Origin of the sequence: Thioalkalivibrio sp. ALJ12 (assembly GCF_000378305.1) — a bacterium.
Lineage (GTDB): Bacteria > Pseudomonadota > Gammaproteobacteria > Ectothiorhodospirales > Ectothiorhodospiraceae > Thioalkalivibrio.
Genome location: NZ_KB899538.1, coordinates 1,512,475 through 1,529,626, shown reverse-complemented (window position 1 = coordinate 1,529,626; position 17,152 = coordinate 1,512,475). Strand labels below are relative to the sequence as shown.

Sequence of the window (17,152 nt, the reverse complement as noted above, 5' to 3'; positions counted from 1 at the left end):
CGGCATTCCCCCAGATCGAGTAGGCTCTTGCCATGTTCTGGCCACGACCCCTGCTCTCCTCGCTGCTGGCGCTGCTGACCGCTGTTGCGCCCGCCCTGGCCATCACCGATACGCCCGACGTGCATACGATCGGGGTCCTCGCCTTCGAAGACCTCGAGGCCACCGAGGCGCGCTGGCAACCCACGGCCGACTATCTAAGCGAAAGCATCTCCGACGCCGCGTTCCGGATCCGTGCGCTCGACTACGCTGACCTCAATCGCGCCGTCGAATCGGGGGAGCTGGACTTCGTACTGACCAACACCGGACACTACGTGCGGCTGGAGGCGCAGCAGGGCATTACCCGGCTGGCCACTCTCATCGGGAGCGAGCAGGGCCAACCGGTCCGCCAGTTCGGCGGCGTGGTCCTGGTACCCGCCGGGCGCGAAGACCTGCAGACCCTGCCCGACCTGCGTGGCCAGCGCCTGCTCGCCGTAGACCAGGACTCGCTGGGGGGGTGGCAGGCCGGCCATTTCGAACTGCATCGCGCCGGGATCGACCCGTTCGAGGATCTCGAATCGCTCACCTTCACCGGGATGCCGCACCGCCTGGTGATCGACGCCCTGCTTGCCGGCGAGGCCGACGCCGGGATGGTCCGTACCGGGCTGCTGGAATCGCTGATAGAAGCGGGCGAGATCCCCTCGGATGCCCTTCGAGTACTGCAGCCGCGCGAAACCGCCGAATTCCCGCTGGCCCACACGACCCGGCTGTACCCGGAATGGCCCTTCTCGCGTCTGGACCACACCCCCGATGCAATCGCGGAGGCGGTCACCATCGCCCTGCTGCGCCTGCCGGCCGATCACCTCGCGGCCAGCGCAGGCGGCTACCACGGCTGGTCGGCCCCCCTGTCCTACACCCCGGTGCACCAGTTGTTCGAGACGCTGGGCCTGCCGCCCTACGAACCGACGCTAGTGCTGGATCTCCGCGCGCTCCTGGAGGCCCGCCCGGAGATCCCGCTGGGGTTTCTGCTGGCCCTGCTGCTGCTTTCGACGCTGGCCGTGGTGCATTACCGCCGGCTGAACGCCCAGTTGGCCCTGGAAGTTGACCAGCGGCGCGAGGCGGAATCGCGCCTGCGCGCGCACGAGGCGCGCCTGGCCTATCAGGCCGGCCACGACCCGCTGACCGGGCTGCCCAACCGCGTATTGCTGCACCAGCGGCTGGACAGCGCCATGGCCGAGGCCCGGCACCAGAAGGACCGAATAGCAGTGCTGTTCATGGATCTTGACCGCTTCAAGACCATCAACGACAGCCTGGGCCACGCGGTCGGGGACGAGCTGTTGCAAATCCTCGGAGAGCGCCTGAAAGAGCGCTTCCGGGCCCAGACCGTGGCACGCATCGGCGGGGACGAATTCATCGTGGTGCTCGATGACATCCGCGACCGGCCCGATGTCGAGGCACGCGCCCGCGAACTGCTGGAGCTGATCGCGGAGTCCTTCGCGGTCGGGGGCTGGCGCGACCTGCAGGTGGGCGCGAGCATCGGCATCTCGCTTTTCCCCGACCATGCCAGGGATGCCGGAGAGCTGATCACTCAGGCGGATGCGGCGATGTACGAGGCGAAGGATGCCGGCCGCAATACGTTCCGCTTCTACAGCCATTCGATGACCGAGGCGGCGAGCCGCCGCCTGGAGATCGAGAACCGCCTCCGCCGGGCCCTGGCGCAGGACGAGCTCGAGGTCTTCTATCAGCCACAGGTACGGATGGCCACCGGCCGCATCACTGGGGTCGAGGCCCTGGTGCGCTGGCGCGACCCGGAAGAAGGCCTGATCTCTCCGAACGTGTTCATCCCGGTCGCGGAAGAGACCGGCCTGATCGGGGCGGTCGGCGACTTCGTGCTGGAGCAGGCCTGCCGCCAGGTGATCGAGTGGGACCGCTCCGGACACCCTCCGCTCGAGGTCTCGGTCAACCTGTCCGGACACCAGATCGCCGCGCCCGGCCTGCCGCGCCGGATTCGTCAGGTACTGCGCAACACGGGCCTGGAACCACGCCGTCTGACCCTCGAGATTACCGAGAGCACCCTGATGCACCAGGCCGAGGCCACCCGCGGCACACTGGAACAACTGAAATCCCTTGGCGTATTGCTGGCGATCGACGACTTCGGCACTGGATATTCGTCGCTTGCCTACCTGAAGGAGTTCGCGATCGACATCCTGAAGATCGACCAGACGTTCGTGCGCGACCTGCCGGAGGACCGCAACGACGTGGAACTGACCATGGCGATCATCAGCATGGCCCACAACCTGGGGCTGGACGTGCTGGCGGAAGGCGTGGAGACCGAGGCCCAGCGGAGCTTTCTCGCCTCGCAGGGCTGCGATGCCTGGCAGGGCTACCTGACCACGCCCCCCGTGCCCCCCGAGCGAGTGATCGAGCTGGTGCAGTCCAACCACCCTTCGAGCGCCCGCCAAACCGGAAGCTGAAACGAAAAAAGGCCTGCGTCTGCAGGCCTTTTCTCTGATGTATTGGTGGAGCGGAGGAGGATCGAACTCCCGACCTTCGCATTGCGAACGCGACGCTCTCCCAGCTGAGCTACCGCCCCAATCAAGGCGCGCATTCTAGCAACTCCCGACGAGCGCGGGAAGAGACAGTCGCGTAATCCCTGCCCGTCGCCCTTGCCCAGGCTGACCAAGCGGCGTTCCTCGCCCCATCCCGGGTGCCAGCACAGGCCCGGAACCGGGTGGAAAACGCGATGCCTAGCACCTTTTTCAGCCGTTGTCCGACCACACGTGCCATTTTCGTGGTGCAGGTCACGTCAGACACGCTTAGACCTGATCTAGTCTTAATGTATGTTAGAAGTACGTCGGAAATCCGTCGTAGCTACCGTCTCTTCAAGGAGGCGTCTCTGCCGCATGGTCTGCCGAGACATTCACAACTTTCAGTTGCAGTCCGATCCGGAATGAGTCTCTCTGTCCGCATATTGGGCGCTAGTGGCGGCATCGGCCCCAACCGTCGCACGACATCGATTCTGATCGACGAAGATATCCTGATCGACGCCGGCAGTGGGGTCGGTGACCTGACTCTGGGCGAATTACAAAAGGTCCGTCACGTATTTCTGACCCATTCGCACCTCGACCACATCGGATTTCTGCCGATGCTCGCGGACATGGTGTATTCACCGGACGCGCCCCCCATCCAGATCCATGCGCTACCGGCCACCCTGCGGGCCCTGCGCAAGCACGTGTTCAACTGGGTGATCTGGCCAGACTTCACCTGTCTCCCCTCTCCCGAGCGGCCCCTGCTGCAGTTTCAGGCGATTCAGCCGGGGCAGCAGGTAATGATCGGATCGCGCGAGATTCATATCCTGCCTGCGCTGCATACGGTGCCCGCCGTGGGGTACGGCGTGATGCACAACGACGGCATGGGCTTCGCGTTCACCGGAGACACCTCGTCTTCCGGGGCCCTGTGGGATGCCTTGAATACCCTGCCCTATCTGGACTTGTTGATGATCGAGTCCGGGCTGCCGGACAAAATGGACGGCATGGCCGAGCTGGCCAAGCATTACACCCCGCATCGTCTTGCGGACGACCTGGAGGCGCTCCATCACCAGCCACGGATCGCCATCACACACCTGAAGCCCGGACATGAATCCGCCATCCGCCGGCAGCTCCAGCAGTCGCGGCATGCGAGCCGGATGGTGCTACTGGAAGGCAGCGAGCGGTTCGAACTGCATGCCCAGAACCGGGCCCTCAAGGTCGGATAGGCTCTCAGCCGCAACGCCCGGCCTGCATCCGGCCATTCCCGTTCCCTCACCGTCACACGGCTGTAACATCTCTGTTATCTAATGCAGGGCATCCTGAACTCGGGAATGGGTCATGGCTGTAAAGATACTGCTGGTCGAGGATGACACCGCAATCCGCGAAATGCTCCAGCTGCCGTTGCACAAGGCCGGATACGCGGTGCGCGAGGCGGGCGATGTGCGCACTGCCAAGGCCCTGCTGCTGGAAGATCCCCCCGATCTGATCCTGCTCGACTGGATGCTGCCGGACACGAGCGGCCTCGATTGGGCGCGCACGCTAAAGGCCAGCCCGCTCACCAAGGACATCCCGATCATCATGCTGACGGCCCGCGGCGAAGAAGAAGACCGCGTGCGCGGGCTGGATGTGGGTGCCGACGACTACGTGACCAAACCGTTCTCGCCACGCGAACTGGTTGCCCGTATAAAGGCCGTGCTACGGCGTACCGCGCCGATCACCAGCGAAGAGCCGGTGGAAGTCGAGGGTCTGCGTCTGGACCCGGTCTCGCACCGCGTGAGCGGCAACGGCGAGGCCCTGTCGATGGGCCCGACCGAATACAACCTCCTGCACTTCTTCATGACCCACCAGGACCGCGTGTTCACCCGCGGCCAGTTGCTGGACCAGGTCTGGGGCACCAATGTGTACGTCGAGGAACGCACCGTGGACGTGCATATCCGGCGCCTGCGCAAGGCGCTGGCGCTGACCGGGCATGACCACCTCGTGCAAACCGTACGCGGATCGGGGTACCGTTTCTCCCAGACTCCCTGACCGCGGCCGGCGCCGCGAGCTCCAATCACCCCACTCGGTCGTCCGATGCAATCACGCAACCCCTGGCCCGGTGTCATCGCGGGAACCCTGCTGGTCGGTGTCCCGATCGCGCTGCTCGGCTGGAGCATGGGGCAGTTCTGGGCCACGATCGCGTTCCTGCTGGGGGCGGCGCTGTTCTGGAACCTCTCGCACCTGTTGCTGCTGGAACGCTGGCTGCGACAGGGTGGGCGCAGCGAACCACCGGATGTGCGCGGGCTTTGGGGGCTGGCCTTCGACCATCTTTACCGCCGACGCCGGCGCCACGAACATCGCGTCCACCGGCTGCGCCAGTACCTCGAGCGCTACCGCGACTCGGCACGGGCGATGCCGGATGCAGTCGTGGTCCTGAATGACGATCTGCGCATCGAGTGGCTGAACGAAATGGCCACGCAGCTGCTGGGACTCAACTGGCCGGAGGACGAGGGCCAGCGCATCACGCACCTGCTGCGCAATCCGGCATTCATCACGTTCATGGAGAGCGCGCGCACCACGCCGGGCAGCGTGACCACACCCTCCCCGATCTACGACGACCAGCAGCTGGAATTCCGCCTGGTGCCCTATGGCGATGCGCAATTCCTGCTGCTGGCGCGGGACACCACGCACCTGCACCGGTTGGAAGTGATGCGGCGCGACTTCATTGCGAATGTCTCGCACGAGCTGCGCACGCCGTTGACCGTACTGTACGGAGTTGTGGAAACGCTGGAAGACGAACTGGCGGACCAGCCGGACAAGGCGCGCTCGGTCCAGCTGCTGCGCGAGCAGTCCGAACGCATGAAGCTGCTGGTCGACGACCTGCTGACCCTCTCCCGCCTGGAGACCGGCAGCCCGCAGGGCCCGCCACAATGGGTCGACGTCGGGGCCATGCTGGACACGCTGAAAGGCGAGGCGGAACTGCTCTCCGGCGACCAGCGCCACCGCATCGAGATCCACGCACAGCACGGGCTCCAGTTACAGGGGGCCGAGAACGAATTGCGCTCGGCCTTCGCCAATCTCATCTTCAATGCGATCAAGTACACCCCGGCCGGGACCCGCATCGAGGTCCGCTGGAAATCCGACCCGGACGGCGCGCGCCTCAGCGTAATCGACGAGGGACCGGGGATCGCCCGCCACCACCTTCACCGCCTGACCGAACGCTTCTACCGGGTGGACGCCGGCCGCGACCAGCGCCGCGGCGGAACCGGGCTCGGACTGGCCATCGTCAAGCATGTGCTCGCGCGACACGGCGGCCACCTGGAGATCGACAGCCAGCTCGGTCGCGGCACGCGCTTCACCTGCCTGTTCCCCCTCTCGATCACCCGCACCAAGCCCACCGAGCCCGCCAAAAACTGACGCCCTGCGATGTCACACGGCTGTCATGTCCCCGTCACAGGAGCGTCAACGCGGCTCCGCATAATCCCCCTCCAAGGTCGCTTGAAGTGACCTTGCAAGAATTCCATTCAAGGGGAGATTCCCATGTTGTTGAAGCGCAGCATTCTGGCCCTGGCCACCGCCACCGCAATGGCCGTTACGCCGTTTACCGCCTCCGCCGAAGTCGATGCCGACATCCCGGCCTACGAGGCGGTCTCCGGGATTTCCGGCAACCTGTCGAGCATCGGCTCCGACACCCTGAACAACCTGATGACGCTGTGGGCCGAGGAGTTCCAGAACTTCTACCCGAACGTCAACGTCCAGATCCAGGGTGCCGGCACCTCCACCGCGCCGCCGGCCCTGACCGAGGGCACCGCCGACTTCGGCCCGATGTCGCGCATGCCGCGTGACAGCGAGCATGCCGAGTTCGAAGAGCGCCACGGCTACGAAATGACCGCCGTCCCGGTCGCGATCGACACCATCGCCGTGTACGTGAACCGCGACAACCCGATCGAGGGCCTGACCCTCGAACAGACCGATGCGATCTTCTCCTCCACCCGCCGCTGCGGTGGGGCCGAGGATATTACGCGCTGGGGCCAGGTCGGCCTCGACGGTTCCTGGGAAAACCGCGACATTACGCTCTACAGCCGTAACGCGGTCTCCGGCACCTATGGCTTCTTCCGCCAGCACGCCCTGTGCGACGGTGACTTCAAGGATTCGGTCAATGAACAGCCCGGTTCCGCCTCGGTGGTCCAGGGTGTCTCCGAGTCGCTGAACGGCATTGGCTACTCCGGCATCGGCTACATGACCTCCGGTGTTCGCGCCGTCCCGCTGGGCGAGAACGAGGGCGAGTACTACGAGCCGAACGCCGAAAACGCCTCGACCGGAGACTACCCGCTGGCCCGCTTCCTCTACGTGATGGTCAACAAGCACCCGGAAGACGGCCTGACCCCGCGCGCGGCCGAGTTCCTGAAGATGGTGCTGTCGAAGGAAGGCCAGGAAGTCGTGGTGCGTGACGGGTTCATCCCGCTGCCGGCCGCCGTGGCCGAACGCGAGCGCAAGAACCTCGGTCTGGAATAACCCAGGCCTCGCGCCGGCCATCTCCGGATGGCCCGAACCGGGTCCCTCGCGGGGCCCGGTTTTTTTGTGCCCGCCTCTTGCTGCCCGCCCGCTCGACCCGCAATACAGCGTTCAACGGTCCGTCACATGGCTGTCACGTTTCTGTCATGAAGCGGCCGTAGCATGCCGGCCAGTTGCACCCTACACCCGCCGCATCAGGGGACCCTGAATGTCCAGCCTCTCCGCCACCTCGACGCTCGGCCGCTTCCAGCGCTGGCGCCGCACCAAGGACCGCACCGCCCGTTACACCATCGGCTTTTTCGGTGTGGCCGTGGTTGGTGCACTGACCCTGATGTTCGTGTATCTCGCCAGCGAGACACTGCCCATGTTCCAGGGCGCGACCCTGGAGCCGCGCACGGAATACGCGGCTCCAGGCGGCGCCGACACGCAGACCATCCACCTGGCGGTGAACCGCCATCGCGAGATGGCGGTTCGCCTGACCGAAGACCGACGCGCCCTCTTCTTCCGCCCCTACAGCGGCGACATCGTGAAAGAAGAGTCGCTACCGATCCCGGAGGATGTGCAGGTCACCAGCTTCAGCGCCGCCGAGCCGCGCACGCGCCTGGTGGCCGCGGGCCTGGACAACGGGCAGGTACTGGCCATCGAGTACGAATACAACGAGCGTTTCAGTCCCGAAGGCCGTCTGTACGACCCGAGCCTGGTGTACCCCCTGGGGGACGAAGACTCCGCACTGCTGGACGTGGACGACGACGGCCGCGCGATCTCGGTGGTCGGCATACAGCGCGGCTCCAGCGGCATCCGCGTCGCCGCTGCGACGGAGAATGGCGATCTCAAGCTGGTGCGCTTCGAGAAACGCACCTCGATGATGACCGGCGAGACCGAGGTCCGACGCTCCGCCTACGACCTGCCCTCGCTCCCGGATGGCGCCACACCGACCCGCATCCTGCTGGATATCACCGGCCGCCACATGCTGGTCGGCGACGATCAGGGGCAGCTGCACTTCTTCGACATCAACAACCCCTCGCGCGCCAGCCTGGTCGACAGCAAGCGCGTGATCCGCGGCGATGATGCCGAGGTGACCTCGCTGGAGTATCTGCTCGGCACGGTCTCCATCATCGTCGGGGGCTCCGACGGCACGGTCGCCCAGTACATGCTGGTGCGCGACGACGACAACGTGAATCGCATCACCCGCGTACGCGATTTCCCGTCGCATGCCGGCCTGATTCGCAACACCCAGCCGGAGTACATCCGCAAGGGCTTCCTGACCGCCGACGATCAGGGCGAGGTCAAGATCCACTACTCCACCTCTCAACGGACCCTGATCGAACGCCAGATCACCGACCAGCCGCTGCACCGGGTGTATGTCGACCCGCGCAACCGCCTGCTGATCGGCATCGACGACGACGAGACCTGGCACCTGCAGGACCTGTCCAACCCGCACCCGGAGGTCTCTTTCCACGTACTGTGGCAAAAGGTTTGGTACGAGGGCCGCTCCGGGGGTGACTACGTCTGGCAGTCGTCCTCGGCAACCGACGAGTTCGAGCCGAAATTCTCGCTGGTGCCCCTGACCATCGGTACCATCAAGGCCGCGTTCTACGCGATGCTGTTCGCCACCCCGCTGGCGATCATGGGGGCGATCTATAGCGCCTACTTCATGTCGCGGCGCATGCGCAGCATCACCAAACCCTCGATCGAGCTGATGGAGGCGCTGCCGACGGTCATCCTCGGCTTCCTCGCCGGGCTGTGGCTGGCCCCGTTCATCGAGGCCAATCTGCCGGCTGTCGTCAGCATCCTGATCCTGATACCGCTGGGCATGCTGGTCGCCGCGTTCCTGTGGACCCGTGTGCTGCCGGAGAATCTGCGCAATCTCGTGCCCGCCGGCTGGGAGGCCGCGATCCTGATCCCGGTGATCCTGGTCATCGGCTGGTTCTCGGTCTCCATGAGCCCGCTGATCGAGGTCTGGATGTTCGGTGGCGATGCCCGCCAGTGGCTGACCGATCAGGGCATCACCTACGACCAGCGCAATGCGCTCGTGATCGGCATCGCGATGGGCTTCGCGGTCATCCCGACCATCTACTCGATCTCCGAGGATGCGGTGTTCAACGTGCCCAGGCACCTGACCCAGGGCTCGCTGGCCCTGGGCGCGACCCCGTGGCAGACCGTGGTGCGCGTGGTGCTGCTGACCGCCAGCCCCGGGATCTTCTCCGCGGTGATGATCGGCTTCGGCCGCGCGGTGGGCGAGACCATGATCGTGCTGATGGCGACCGGCAACTCCCCGGTGGTCAACTTCAACATCTTCGAGGGCATGCGCACGCTCTCCGCGAACATCGCGGTGGAGATGCCGGAGGCCGCCGTCGGCAGTACCCACTTCCGCATCCTGTTCCTGGCCGCCCTGGTCCTGTTCGCGCTGACCTTTGCGGTAAACACGGTCGCCGAGATCGTGCGCCAGCGCCTGCGCCAGAAATACAGCTCCCTTTGAGGCATACCCGATGAATCGTTGGTTCAAATCCGGCACCCCGTGGATCTGGCTGAATGCCGGAGCGGTCGCTGCCTCGCTGGTGATGGTCTTCGGCCTGATCCTGATGATCGCCGTGAACGGCCTGTCCTTCTTCTGGCCCTCGGAGGTCATCGAGTTCGAATACCAGACAGAGCAGGACTCCGAACCCCGGCGCGTCATGGGTGAGCTGCAACGCTCGGAGACCATGACCGCCCAGGCCATGCGCGACGCTGGATTCACCGTGCCGGAAGGCCAGGACATCGTGGTCCGCCACCTGATCAAGCGTGGCAACCGTGACCTCGACAGCCGCGACTTCCAGTGGTACCTGGACGACTTCATGTCCGAATGGGAACGCCCGCGCGACGTGGTGGTGCTGGAGCGTCTGCAGTGGGGCGATTTCTACGGCTACATCCGCGAATACCAGGAAGACGGCGAAACGGTCGCCGAGGGTGGCGAGGCGCGAACCGCGTTCGAGGAGCGCATGCCGCAGACCCGCGAGCTGGTTCAACAGATCGAGCGCATCGAGCGTATCGAGATCGGCCGGGTGAACTTCGAGCTCGAGCGCCTGCGCATCGCCCAGCGCGGCGTCGAGCGTGCCGAAGAGCTGTCGCTGGAGGAGCGCGGCCAGCGCCAGGAGGAGCTGGACGCCGAGCGCGCGGAGCTGGACGCCCGCTACGCCGAACTGGAGGCCGAGCGCAACGCCCTGCGTGACGAACTGGGCCGCTTTGCGATCGTGCTGGAGACCGCCGACGGGCAGCACGCGACGATCCCGCTTTCGCGCATCGTGAACGCCTGGTGGCCGAACGACATGAGCGTGCCGGCCAAGCTACGCCACTATGTCGTCGCCTTCTGGGACTTCATGACCGGCTACCCGCGCGAGGCGAACACCGAGGGCGGCATCCTGCCGGCGATCTTCGGCACCGTGCTGATGGTCATCCTGATGTCCATCGTGGTGACCCCGTTCGGCGTGCTCGCTGCGATCTACCTGCGCGAGTACGCGAAGCAGGGCCCACTGGTGCGCACCATCCGTATCTCGGTGAACAACCTCGCCGGGGTCCCGTCGATCGTGTTCGGGGTGTTCGGGCTCGGCTTCTTCGTGTACCTGATTGGCGGCAACATCGACCAGATCTTCTTCCGCGATGCCCTGCCCTCGCCGACCTTCGGCTCGCCCGCGATCATCTGGGCCTCGCTCACACTCGCGCTACTGACGCTGCCGGTGGTGATCGTCTCCACCGAGGAAGGCCTGACCCGGATCGGCGCCAGCATCCGCCACGGCTCGCTGGCACTGGGCGCGACCAAGGCCGAGACCCTGTGGCGCCTGATCGTGCCGCTGTCGGCCCCGGCGATGATGACCGGGCTGATCCTGGCCGTGGCGCGTGCCGCGGGCGAGGTGGCGCCGCTGATGCTGGTCGGCGTGGTCAAGCTGGCGCCGACCCTGCCGCTGGATGGCAACTTCCCCTATCTGCACCTGGACCGCGCGTTCATGCACCTGGGCTTCCATATCTTCGACGTCGGCTTCCAGAGCCCGAACGTCGAGGCCGGCCGCCCGCTGGTCTACGCCACCGCCCTGGTGCTGGTAATGCTGATCATCGTGCTCAACCTGACCGCGATCTCGATCCGCAACTACCTGCGCGAGAAATACCGCGCCGACAGCGATTGAGTTGCCCGATGCACAACGCCTCCCGCAAACACCGTCATTGCGAGGCCCCGAAGGGGCCGCGGCAACCTCCCGCCGCCACCCCGACGCCTGCCCGGGGTCGCGTCGGGGCCGACCCACGGAGATCGCCACGCGCCTGCGGCGCTCGCGATGACGGTGCTTTTCCGAACCGTCGCGAGGACGGGATGCGTCGAACCCTGTTTCCCATGGAGTACCCGAGATGAGTGACACCGCTACCCACGCCGTCAACGTGACGCAAGGCGACCGACCCGACCGCGGCCTGCGGCTCTCCAGTGAGGAGATCTGCCTGACCGCCGAGGACCTGAAGCTGTTCTATGGTGAGGATCAGGCCCTGAAGGGCATCGACATCCAGATCCCGAAGAACCGGATCACGGCATTCATCGGCCCGTCCGGCTGCGGCAAGTCCACGTTCCTGCGCTGTTTCAACCGCATGAACGACCTGATCGATGCCGCCCGCATCGAAGGCACGATCCGGCTCGACGGCGACGACATCTACGAAAAGGCCGTGGACGTGCCGGAGCTGCGCCGCCGCGTCGGCATGGTGTTCCAGAAGCCCAACCCGTTCCCGAAGTCCATCTACGAGAACGTGGCCTACGGCCTGCGGCTGCAGGGCGTGAAGAATCGCCGACGCCTGGACGAGGTGGTGGAAAAGTCGCTCAAGCGTGCCGCGCTGTGGGACGAGGTCAAGGATCGCCTGCACGAGAACGCCTTTGGCCTGTCCGGCGGTCAGCAGCAGCGTCTGGTGATCGCCCGCGCGATCGCGATCGACCCCGAGGTCCTGCTGCTGGACGAGCCCTGCTCCGCGCTGGACCCGCTGGCCACGCTGAAGATCGAGGAGTTGATGATCGAGCTGAAGAAGGATTACACGCTGGTCATCGTCACCCACAACATGCAGCAGGCCGCACGCGTGTCCGACTACACCGCCTTCATGTACATGGGCGAGCTGATCGAATACGCCGACACCGACACCCTGTTCACCTCGCCTGCCAAGAAGCAGACCGAGGACTACATCACCGGCCGCTTCGGTTAGGCCATTTCGGATCAGGAGTCCGGATCATGGACAAGAGCTTTTTCAAGCAGCACATCTCCCAGCAGTTCAATGCCGAGCTGGAGGACATCATCAAGAAGGTGATGACCATGGGCGGCCTGGTCGAGCAGCAGCTCGGCGATGCGGTGACCGCGATGGTCGAGGGCGACACCGCGCTGGCGGAGACCGTGATGACCTCCGACTACAAGGTCAACGCGCTCGAGGTCGAGATCGACGAGGAATGCACCCACATCCTCGCCCGTCGCCAGCCCACGGCCTCCGACCTGCGTCTGGTGATCGCGGTGATCAAGACCATCACCGACCTGGAACGCATGGGCGACGAGGCCGAGCGTGTGGGCCGCATGGGCTTGCAACTGCTGGACTCCGACCGCCGCGAGGCACCGATGGACGAGATCGCGAAGATGGGCCAGCTCGTGCGCGAGATGACGCGCGGCGTGCTCGATGCGTTCGCGCGCATGGACACCGAGCAGGCGGTGCGAGTCGCACAGCAGGACATCCAGATCGACAGCCTCTACGAGGCCATCACGCACAAGCTGATGAAACAGATGACCGCCTCCCCCGATGCGGTGCCACGCCTGATGGATATCGTCTGGGCGACCCGCTCGCTGGAGCGTATCGGTGACCGCGCGCGCAATATCTGCGAGTACGTGGTGTATTTCGTAAAGGGCAAGAACGTCCGCCACACCAGTTACGACCAGATGGCAGCCGAGGCCACGGGGGATCGCCACTAGGAAAGCGACAAACCCGGGCCGAGTAGACACCGACCCGGCAATCAGGCCCAAAATAGGGTTCAGCACACCCATGCCCTGACCCCTGGTACCCGATGCCGCGTTTCATCCCGACGTTGTTGGCCCTGACCGGCCTGACCCTGTTCGCGGCGGTTGGAGGCGTGTGGGCGGCGGATGACGTCGAAGAGGCCGCACCCTCTTTCGAGGTGGAGGCACTGCTCGAGAAGGACGAACTCCCCGATGGCGTCGCATTCGAGATTGTCGAGAATGACCGCGCGGCCCTGAGCGCGCTGCTGCCCGAGATCCAAGCGAATATCCGAGTGCTGCGCCAGCGCGCCCCGGACCTGCCGATCGCGGTCGTCACCCACGGGGCGGAGCAGTTCACTCTCACCCGCGCCGAGGCCGTGGCGCATGGCTCGCTCCACGCCGAGATCGAGTCTTTGGTGATGGATGACGGCGTCAACGTCGTGGTCTGCGGGACCTTTGCCGGCTGGCGCGATCTCGAGCCCGATGCCTTCCCCGAGCATGTCGAGGTGGCCACGGCCGCACCGGACCGGCTGGATGACCTGGAGGCCGCAGGCTACACCGTGATCCGCCTGCGTCCGTCCCTGCTGGACGCCCCGGCGGAAGACCCCTGGGAGTTCGACTTCGGCCAGCCGTGACGTGCCACGCCCGATGCGGGCTCTGTCACCCGCCAGGGGGCTTGTGGCATCCTTTCGCGCATGCGATTTCTGATCCGATGGTTTTTCCGCGGCGTACGCCTGATCCTCACGCCGTTTATGCTGATTGGCGAGCGCCTGTCGCGCCCGCGCGGCATCGAACGCGACCCCGCCGACCAGGCCCGCGTTGACGAACAGACGCGCCACCTCGCGCTTTACCATTTCCCGGCCTGCCCGTTCTGCATCCGGGCCCGCCGTACCATGCAGCGGCTGTCGCTCGACATCGAGTTGCGCAATGCCCAGGCGGCCGGCCCTCACCGCGAGGAGCTGCAGACCGAGGGCGGCAAGCTGCAGGTGCCCTGCCTGCGCATCGAGGAACCGGACGGCCAGGTACGCTGGCTGTACGAGTCGGATGCGATCGGCGAATACCTGCGCGAGCGCTTTGACCCGAACCGCCCGGACGGTAGCTCCGGAGATGCCGCGGTGTCCGGGGACTCCCGCGCCTGACCGCGACAGGCCACCGACTCGGGGACTGTCGGCACAGCACGGTATAAGATTGGGGTTCCCGTACCCGAGGAACCCGCTGGATGGCTGCCCTGAACCGCCCTCGAAGACTGCCCCGTCTGTTCATTCTTCCGGCTGCGACCCTGCTGCTCGGCTCACTGCTTGGCGGAGCCTCTGCCCAGGCACTTGAACCCCTGTTCGATGCCCACCTGCACTACCGCGACCGGCAGATGGAACACTTCCCGCCGGAGGCCGTCGCGCGCACGCTGCAAGAAAATTCAATCCAGTCCGCGATCATCATGTCCCCGCGCTCGAAACTGATCGAAGCGCTGGAACCGGAGGTGGATGCGCGCATCGTCCCGTTTCTCGAGATCTCCCAGCGCCTGGGGCGCAAGATGGACTGGATGCACGAGGACGGCCTGCGGGAACAGGTCGAGACCATACTCGACCGAAGCCAGGTCCAGTGGCGCGGGATCGGGGAGCTGCACATACAGGCCGATGACCGATTTGCCCGCGGCTTCGAGGACCTGCTGGCACTGGCAGTCGAGCGGGATCTGTGGATCGTGATCCATGGCGACCCTGCCGTGATCGACCATGCCTACGCCGTCCAGCCCGAGGTACGCATCCTCTGGGCGCACGCCGGTTCCTATGCCTACCCGCCACTGGTTCGTGACTACCTGGAGCGGCATCCGAACATGGTCATGGATGTCTCCATGCGCAACCCGCGCATCAATCCCGGCGGCATCATCGACGCCGACTGGTTCGAGCTGTTCCTCGACTATCCGGATCGCTTCCTGATCGGCAATGACACCTTCAGCCTGGCCCGCTGGGAGCACTTTACCGCGTTGAAGGACAGCACCCGGGCCTGGCTCGAACAGCTGCCAGCCAACGTCCAGCGCATGATTGCCCTGGAGAACGGCGAGCGCCTGTTTCCGCCCGCCGAGAGCCAGTAACCCGGCCACAAAAAAGCCCGGGACCGTCTCCGGTCCCGGGCTTGGCGTCAGCTGGCTCGGGGCTTATACCTTGAACTGACCCACCCGCTGCTGCTGCTCGGAGGCCAGCTTGGACAGCTCCTCGGAGGCATTGCGGATCTGTTCCGATCCGGCCGCGGTCTGATCCAGCACCTCGGTGACATTGGCCACGTTGCGGTTGATCTCCTCGGCCACCGTCGACTGCTCCTCGGCGGCACTGGCGATCTGCGTGTTCATGTCGCTGATGCGCGTGACCGACTGCGTGATCGCGGTCAGCGATTCGCCCGCGAGATTGACCTGCTCCACGCTCTGGTGCGCCTTGGAACGGCCATCTTCCATCGCCTGCACCGCCTCGCGGGTACCGCTTTGCACCCGCTCGATCATCTGCTGGATCTCGTGGGTCGAGTCCTGCGTGCGGCTGGCCAGGGTACGCACCTCGTCGGCAACCACCGCGAAACCGCGGCCCTGTTCGCCCGCACGCGCCGCCTCGATCGCCGCATTCAGCGCCAGCAGGTTGGTCTGATCGGCGATATCGCCGATGACTTCCAGGACCTTGTTGATCTCCTCGGCATCCTGCGACAAGCGGCTGACCACCTCGGCGGCGCCATCCACCTGCTGCGACAACGCGTTGATCGCAGCCACGGTACGCTGCACCACCTGCTGACCCTCGTTGGCGTCCTGGTCGGTGTTCTGTGCCGCGGCGGCGGCATCCGCTGCATTGCGGGCCACCTCCTGCACCGTTGCCGTCATCTCGTTCATGGCCGTGGCGACCTGATCGATCTCCGACTTCTGTCGCCGCACCTGCTCGTTGGTCTCCTCGCTGGTCGCAGACAGCTCGTTCGCCGCTGCGGCAACCTGATCGCCACCGGCCGCGACCGTGGATACGAGGCCACGGATCTTCTTGACGAAGTTGTTGAACGCCTCCGCCAGCTCTCCGAGTTCGTTCTTGCCAGAGACCTCCAGCGAACGGGTCAGATCGCCCTCGCCTCCCGCGATATCGTTCAGCCGGGCCACCGTGCGATTCAGGGGACGAACGATGCTTCGGGTCAGGAGCCAGGCCAGGAGGGCACCAAGCGCCACGGCAACCACGCCAACCGCCACCACCGTGCCGGTCGCGTTGCGCGCCATCGCGACATACGCGCTGCGGTCCACCATGACCTCCAGCACGCCGACCACGTCACCGGAGAAATCCGTAACGGGACGCGCGACCACGGCCATCGGGGTGCCTTCATAGGTCACGTTTCGCACCAGCTCCTCGCCCTCCATGACCTCGCGCATCTCGGCATCGCTGAAGGTGGACTCGCCACTGATCGTACCGCCAAAGCGGTTGAACGACCGACCATCACGCAGGTAGAGGGCAACCGGCGAATCCGTTTCTTGGGTGAACTCTTCAAAGAAGCTGTCACCAAACGACAGGCCGAATTCCACGGAGCCGACGTGGTCGCCGTTGTGCTCGATGGGTACCACCCCGCGGATCCCGAGACCCGCCACGCCTTCTTCCAGCCCCGAGATCGCGTTGCGCTTGTCGTTCGTGTCGACCACGGTCTGCCGGAAGTCGGACAGGTCATCGCCGTGGTTGTCGGGGGAGTGGACGCGCAGGAACGAAGTGGCCGGGGGGGTATGGAACTGATACTGGTCCACCCCGTAGTGCTCGTTCAGCGATTCAAAGCTGGGAACGGTCATCTCGGCCAGACGCTCGCGATCGCCCGTCGCCATCGCCTCCTGCACGTCGGGGATCTTCGCCACGGTCTCTGCCATCGCGGTCGCGCGCGCGGCTTCCTGGTCCAGACGACCGACAAGCTGCGCGGCCAGATCGGTCAACTCGCGCTGTTCGGCACGATCGGCCATGGTGCCCAGGCTGTTCATCACGACTACAAGGGTCAGGATCACGGCCAGCAGCACCACCGTGATAATCCCGACCATCAGCCGGACCCCGATTCGGATGTTATCGAACATGTTGAAGACTCTCCCCAATAAGGCTTTGCGGGCCAGCGGCGTCCTTGCTGCGGCAGTTCACCGTCGATAGCGGCGGCGAAGCATAAAACTTGAGGGAGATCACAGGAAGCCGG

At 65.3% G+C, this 17,152-nt stretch carries 13 protein-coding genes and 1 tRNA gene; 12 read left to right on the top strand and 2 right to left on the bottom strand.

Translation table 11 applies throughout. The annotated features are described in order from the left end of the window. Nucleotides 1–32: 32 nt before the first annotated feature. Entirely contained in the window at nucleotides 33–2,450 is a 2,418-nt protein-coding gene (locus F467_RS0107265; protein WP_018139113.1) for a bifunctional diguanylate cyclase/phosphodiesterase, read from the top strand. Nucleotides 2,451–2,493: 43 nt separating this feature from the next. Here F467_RS0107265 and F467_RS0107260 read toward each other — a convergent pair. Further along, nucleotides 2,494–2,569 (bottom strand) — tRNA-Ala (locus tag F467_RS0107260). Between the two features lie 357 nt (nucleotides 2,570–2,926). Here F467_RS0107260 and F467_RS0107255 point away from each other — a divergent pair. The 11 genes from F467_RS0107255 (at nucleotide 2,927) to F467_RS0107205 (ending at nucleotide 15,065) form a co-directional block, all read left to right on the top strand. Continuing rightward, nucleotides 2,927–3,730: an MBL fold metallo-hydrolase gene (locus F467_RS0107255; protein ID WP_038049699.1), complete on the top strand. Its 804-nt coding sequence runs from the start codon at nucleotides 2,927–2,929 to the stop codon at nucleotides 3,728–3,730. 112 nt (nucleotides 3,731–3,842) lie between these two features. Beyond that, a complete protein-coding gene (phoB, locus tag F467_RS0107250) occupies nucleotides 3,843–4,532 on the top strand; it encodes a phosphate regulon transcriptional regulator PhoB (protein WP_018139115.1) in 690 nt (229 codons plus the stop codon). Nucleotides 4,533–4,577: 45 nt separating this feature from the next. Continuing rightward, the gene (phoR, locus tag F467_RS0107245; RefSeq protein WP_018139116.1) at nucleotides 4,578–5,900 is read left to right on the top strand and encodes a phosphate regulon sensor histidine kinase PhoR; all 1,323 of its coding nucleotides are present in this window, start codon (nucleotides 4,578–4,580) and stop codon (nucleotides 5,898–5,900) included. Nucleotides 5,901–6,023: 123 nt separating this feature from the next. Next, nucleotides 6,024–6,998 carry a PstS family phosphate ABC transporter substrate-binding protein gene (locus F467_RS0107240; RefSeq protein ID WP_018139117.1) on the top strand — a complete coding sequence of 325 codons (975 nt, stop codon included), beginning with the start codon at nucleotides 6,024–6,026 and terminating at the stop codon, nucleotides 6,996–6,998. Between the two features lie 208 nt (nucleotides 6,999–7,206). Continuing rightward, entirely contained in the window at nucleotides 7,207–9,477 is a 2,271-nt protein-coding gene (locus tag F467_RS0107235; RefSeq protein WP_018139118.1) for an ABC transporter permease subunit, read from the top strand. Between the two features lie 10 nt (nucleotides 9,478–9,487). Beyond that, nucleotides 9,488–11,155, top strand: a complete 1,668-nt coding sequence (gene pstA / locus F467_RS0107230) for a phosphate ABC transporter permease PstA (protein WP_018139119.1) — start codon at nucleotides 9,488–9,490, stop codon at nucleotides 11,153–11,155. Between the two features lie 217 nt (nucleotides 11,156–11,372). Further along, a complete protein-coding gene (pstB, locus tag F467_RS0107225) occupies nucleotides 11,373–12,203 on the top strand; it encodes a phosphate ABC transporter ATP-binding protein PstB (RefSeq protein ID WP_018139120.1) in 831 nt (276 codons plus the stop codon). Nucleotides 12,204–12,229: 26 nt separating this feature from the next. Further along, nucleotides 12,230–12,952, top strand: a complete 723-nt coding sequence (phoU, locus tag F467_RS0107220) for a phosphate signaling complex protein PhoU (protein ID WP_012982363.1) — start codon at nucleotides 12,230–12,232, stop codon at nucleotides 12,950–12,952. Between the two features lie 92 nt (nucleotides 12,953–13,044). Beyond that, nucleotides 13,045–13,611, top strand: a complete 567-nt coding sequence (locus F467_RS0107215) for a DsrE family protein (RefSeq protein WP_018139121.1) — start codon at nucleotides 13,045–13,047, stop codon at nucleotides 13,609–13,611. A 60-nt stretch (nucleotides 13,612–13,671) separates the two neighbouring features. Then, on the top strand, nucleotides 13,672–14,115 hold the full coding sequence (locus F467_RS0107210) for a glutathione S-transferase N-terminal domain-containing protein (protein WP_018139122.1): 444 nt from the start codon (nucleotides 13,672–13,674) through the stop codon (nucleotides 14,113–14,115). An 80-nt stretch (nucleotides 14,116–14,195) separates the two neighbouring features. After that, entirely contained in the window at nucleotides 14,196–15,065 is an 870-nt protein-coding gene (locus F467_RS0107205) for an amidohydrolase family protein (RefSeq protein WP_018139123.1), read from the top strand. A 63-nt stretch (nucleotides 15,066–15,128) separates the two neighbouring features. Here F467_RS0107205 and F467_RS0107200 read toward each other — a convergent pair whose 3' ends face one another. Further along, nucleotides 15,129–17,039 (bottom strand): methyl-accepting chemotaxis protein, encoded by a 1,911-nt coding sequence (locus tag F467_RS0107200; protein ID WP_018139124.1) that lies wholly within the window; start codon nucleotides 17,037–17,039, stop codon nucleotides 15,129–15,131. Nucleotides 17,040–17,152: the final 113 nt, after the last annotated feature.